The sequence below is a fragment of the candidate division KSB1 bacterium genome (assembly GCA_022562085.1).
Lineage (GTDB): Bacteria > Zhuqueibacterota > Zhuqueibacteria > Oceanimicrobiales > Oceanimicrobiaceae > Oceanimicrobium.
Genome location: JADFPY010000378.1, coordinates 1 through 4,224, shown reverse-complemented (window position 1 = coordinate 4,224; position 4,224 = coordinate 1). Strand labels below are relative to the sequence as shown.

At 43.5% G+C, this 4,224-nt stretch carries 6 protein-coding genes; 5 read left to right on the top strand and 1 reads right to left on the bottom strand.

What is annotated here, in order from left to right; translation table 11 throughout:
• From IH879_20660 to IH879_20640, 5 genes are all read left to right on the top strand, one after another.
• A partial coding sequence (locus IH879_20660; protein MCH7677342.1) for a hypothetical protein occupies positions 1–320 on the top strand: 320 nt, incomplete at its 5' end.
• Positions 321–335: 15 nt separating this feature from the next.
• The gene (locus tag IH879_20655; protein MCH7677341.1) at positions 336–923 is read left to right on the top strand and encodes a glycosyltransferase family 2 protein; all 588 of its coding nucleotides are present in this window, start codon (positions 336–338) and stop codon (positions 921–923) included.
• Entirely contained in the window at positions 917–1,345 is a 429-nt protein-coding gene (locus tag IH879_20650) for a hypothetical protein (GenBank protein MCH7677340.1), read from the top strand. The genes IH879_20655 and IH879_20650 overlap by 7 nt, the downstream gene beginning before the upstream one ends.
• Positions 1,346–1,371: 26 nt before the next feature.
• Positions 1,372–3,192 carry an NAD(P)/FAD-dependent oxidoreductase gene (locus IH879_20645; protein MCH7677339.1) on the top strand — a complete coding sequence of 607 codons (1,821 nt, stop codon included), beginning with the start codon at positions 1,372–1,374 and terminating at the stop codon, positions 3,190–3,192.
• Between the two features lie 20 nt (positions 3,193–3,212).
• Positions 3,213–3,518 (top strand): hypothetical protein, encoded by a 306-nt coding sequence (locus IH879_20640; GenBank protein MCH7677338.1) that lies wholly within the window; start codon positions 3,213–3,215, stop codon positions 3,516–3,518.
• 4 nt (positions 3,519–3,522) lie between these two features.
• On the opposite strand, the gene IH879_20635 is transcribed toward IH879_20640, so the two are convergent.
• Positions 3,523–3,942 (bottom strand): YjbQ family protein, encoded by a 420-nt coding sequence (locus tag IH879_20635; protein ID MCH7677337.1) that lies wholly within the window; start codon positions 3,940–3,942, stop codon positions 3,523–3,525.
• Positions 3,943–4,224 lie beyond the last annotated feature (282 nt).

Here is a 4,224-nt window from a genome sequence, read left to right as displayed (position 1 = left end):
TTAGGTTTATTGAGTTTAATGGGTCCCCGTCTCCGATTCCGGATGCGCAGATCGAAGATGTGCGTCAACTGCTCAAATACCCGGATCGGGTTGAAACTGCTTCTTATTTCAATTGTGGAGATCCCGTAGAAATTACTGCCGGACCATTTTCCGGAATCAGGGGTAAAATAATTCACAGCCGCGGAAAACAACGACTTTTGGTAGGAATAGAGATTATTCATCAAGCCATCTCCGTTGAGATTGATTCTGCCTGGCTGAAGCACTCAAAACCTTCACCTGATTCATTAGAGCGGCCTTCTTTGTACCGTTCAGTAGCGTAAAAATTTCGAAAAAAATTGCATCCAAGTAAAGCAACAGTTTCAATTATTATTCCTGTTTATAACGATCCTAATGGGCTTAAAAAATGTTTAGAGGCCGTGACGGGTTCTGATTTTGAGAACTTCGAATGCCTGGTTGTGGATGACAATTCGAGTGAGGATACCGTTTCAGTTGCCAAACAATTTCCGGTTAAAGTAATCGAGCTCTCTGAAAATCACGGACCTGCTCATGCCAGAAATTTTGGCGCCAAATGCAGTTCAGCCGACATTCTAATTTTTATTGATTCGGATGTGCTGATTTTTCCGGACACAATTTCAAAAATTGAGCAAGCATTTCAAGAGCATAACGATGTCGCTGCGATAATCGGCTCTTATGATGATCAGCCGCACGAAACGTCGTTATTTCGGATTTTAAAAATTTGTTCCATCACTATGTTCATCAAAAATCGAGTGAACTCGCAAGCACGTTCTGGTCAGGCTGCGGCGCGATTCGAAAGAATGTTTTCATGGAAGCCGGAGGGTTTAGTGAATCATTTAAACGACCGGCGATCGAAGATATTGAACTCGGATACCGGCTTAGAAAGACTCATCATAAAATTATGCTGAAAAAGGAAATCCAGGTAAAGCATTTGAAACGCTGGACTTTTTGGGGGTTGATTAAAACTGACGTTTTGGATAGAGGCATTCCCTGGACTCATTTGATGCTCCGTGACAGAAGTATGCTCAACGATCTTAAGGTAAGTACGTCTCAGCGCTTGTCTGTTTTTCTCGTTTATCTGCTGCTTTTAACCACTGTTGTTTTTGTAGGGTTTTTTAAGCAATTAATGTTTCTGCCGGTCTTGATTTTTCTTACCGTTTTAATAATCAACATTGACTTATATAGATTTTTTAAGCAAAAAAGAGATTTTTCTTTTGCAGCCCTGGCCGTTCCGTTTCACTTTCTCTATTATTATTACAGCGGCCTGAGTTTCTTCCTTGGCGTAATAACTTATTTTTTTAAAAAAGGAAATCTTAAGGTAAATTATTAAGCAAGAGGCCTTGAAGGACAGCTAAGATGAATGCATCATTGATTATTGGGGCCGGGCCTGCCGGACTTACGACTGCCTATGAATTGTCAAAACTCGGGAAGTCATCAGTCATACTCGAGGCGGACAATCAAGTAGGTGGAATAGCCCGCACCGCAAATTACCAGGGTTACCGCTTTGACATCGGAGGTCATCGATTTTTCTCAAAAGTGCCCTATATTAATCAACTTTGGCACGAAATACTTGAAGAAGACTTTCTGGTTCGTCCCAGATTGTCACGAATTCACTATCGCGGACATTTCTATGATTATCCGCTTAAGGCGATGAACGCACTTGCCGGCTTAGGTCCGGTCGAGGCGCTTTTGGTATGTCTAAGCTACTCCAAGTCAAGATTTTTTCCTAACCGGGAGGAGAACAATTTTGAGCAGTGGGTCACGAACCGGTTTGGACATCGGTTGTACAACATATTTTTCAAAAATTACACAGAGAAAGTTTGGGGAATCCCCTGTAACGAAATTTCAGCAGATTGGGCCGCGCAGCGGATAAAGAATTTGTCTTTAAGCGCAGCCGTCCGGAATGCTTTGTTTGGCGAAAGAAACTCAAACGGGGAAATAATTACGACTTTGATTGATGAATTCTTTTATCCTCGGTTGGGTCCCGGCATGATGTGGGAACATTGCGAGAGTTCGTTGGCGGAAAATGGCAACCCAACTATCCGCAATACCCGCGTTGAGCAAGTGTGCCACAAAAATGGACGCGTTGAGTGTGTGGTGGCCCGCCATGGTTCAGCTGAGATGACAGAATACAGCGGTGATCATTTTGTATCGACCATGCCGCTCAGAGAATTGATTCATTCCCTGAGTCCGGCACCACCTGATGAAGTTTTGGAAGCAGCAAACAGGTTGCGGTATCGCGATTATCTGACTGTTGTCTTGATTGTGAATCGGGAAAAAGTTTTTCCCGATAATTGGATTTATATTCATACCCCCGAAGTGAAAATGGGGCGGATTCAAAACTACAAAAACTGGAGTCCGGAAATGGTTCCGGATTCATCGAAGTCATCTTTGGGGCTTGAATATTTTTTGTGGGACAAAGACGAGGAGTGGACCTGGTCAGACGACCGGCTCATAGATTTTGGTGTACGGGAATGTGTACAACTGGGGTTTATTCAAGCCTCGGAGGTCATCGATGGGACAGTGGTTCGCATGAAAAAAGCCTATCCGATTTATGATCGCGATTACCAGGAAACCCTGTCGACAATTCGTCAATACATAGATACTTTCACGAATTTGCAGACCATTGGCCGAAATGGCCTGCATCGTTACAATAACCAGGATCATTCGATGCTCACCGGTGTTTATGCGGCCCGGAACGTGACGGGCGAAACCAATGATGTCTGGTCTGTTAATACTGAAATGGAGTACCATGAAGAGGTTAACACGAAGGGACATCAAACCGGTGACCGTTTGATTCCAACCAGAGTAGAGACCGAGTCAAAACTATCGGTGGATGATATTATCGAAAAAGTTTTCGCCAGGTTAGATCCCTTAGCGTTGGGCCTCTCGGTTGGAACTGTTTTTGGTATTCTCATTTTTTTAGCGACATCGATTCTCCTGCTAAAAGGGGGAGAGGTTGTCGGGCCACGATTGCGGCTTCTGGCGCAATATTTTTACGGGTTTGAAGTGAGTTGGAGGGGAGCTCTCATTGGTTTTTTTGATGCAGGTTTTCTTGGATTTTTGCTCGGGAGTTCGATTGCGTTTTTGAGAAACTGGGGGTTATCGGCGTACGCTCTTCTTGTGCATCGACGTGCTCAAACTGAGAGAAGAAGGCATGCTCTTGATAAAATCTAACCCCGTTGGAAAGGATTAAAATGAGCCAATTCGCTAAAACCCAGGAAATAAGCCACACAATAGCGAGAATTCATGCTAATATTCTTGCTCTGATTTTTGCTATTATTTGTGGATTGGGTTTGTTTGTTATGACAGTTTGGCTGCTCATAAAAGGTGGAGAACATGTCGGGCCGCACCTCGAACTTTTAGGACAGTATTTTATCGGCTATTCCGTTACCTGGGCCGGTTCGGTTATCGGTCTTTTTTATGGTGCTGTTTTTGGCGGAATATGCGGCTGGTTGATCGGTATGATTTATAATTTAATTGTAACCGTTCGCAATCCCTGATAAATTATTCTCCGATAATTTTCACCAAAACCCGTTTCTTTCTCCTGCCGTCAAATTCCGCATAATAAATCTGTTCCCACGGGCCAAAATCTAACCTACCGTTTGTAATTGCCACCACAACCTCTCTGCCCATAATCTGCCGTTTTAAATGCGCGTCACCATTGTCTTCACCGGTGCGGTTGTGCCTGTACTGTGAAATCGGTTCGTGCGGGGCCAGTTTCTCAAGCCAGTCATCATAGTCCTGGATGAGGCCGCTTTCCGCATCGTTGATATAAACAGATGCCGTAATGTGCATGGCGTTGACCAGACACAACCCTTCCCCCACATTGCTCTTCTCTACTAATTCCTCAACTTTACTCGTTATGTTGATATAATCCCGGCGGTTGGGAATATCAAACCAGAGATGTTCAGTCAGTGATTTCATTTGATTCTCCAAGGTCTATGGATGGAAGATTGGAAGTTTAAAAAGGGAAGTTCTAAAATAAAAATGGCCGTCTCGAAAATGTTGTCTCCCAAATAGGCAGGAAAAAAAAGGGGTAAAAAAATAAACTACAAAACAAAAAAGATTAATCTCAAAGGAGGCAAAATCGACAAAGAGGGCTTTGACCACTACATGATCAAAGAGATTCACGATTCACCTGATGTAGTCGGTCAAGTAGCTAGCCAGGAGGAGAAAGGCTACCGCAAGCTAGCAAAAGCGATTAAA

What these genes read in the sequence shown, in the direction of transcription:
- IH879_20650 (MCH7677340.1), top strand. Translation starts at nt 917, where the DNA reads ATGCTGAAAAAGGAAATCCAGGTAAAGCATTTGAAACGCTGGACTTTT.
- IH879_20645 (MCH7677339.1), top strand. Translation starts at nt 1,372, where the DNA reads ATGAATGCATCATTGATTATTGGGGCCGGGCCTGCCGGACTTACGACT.
- IH879_20640 (MCH7677338.1), top strand. Translation starts at nt 3,213, where the DNA reads ATGAGCCAATTCGCTAAAACCCAGGAAATAAGCCACACAATAGCGAGA.
- IH879_20635 (MCH7677337.1), bottom strand. Translation starts at nt 3,942, where the DNA reads ATGAAATCACTGACTGAACATCTCTGGTTTGATATTCCCAACCGCCGG.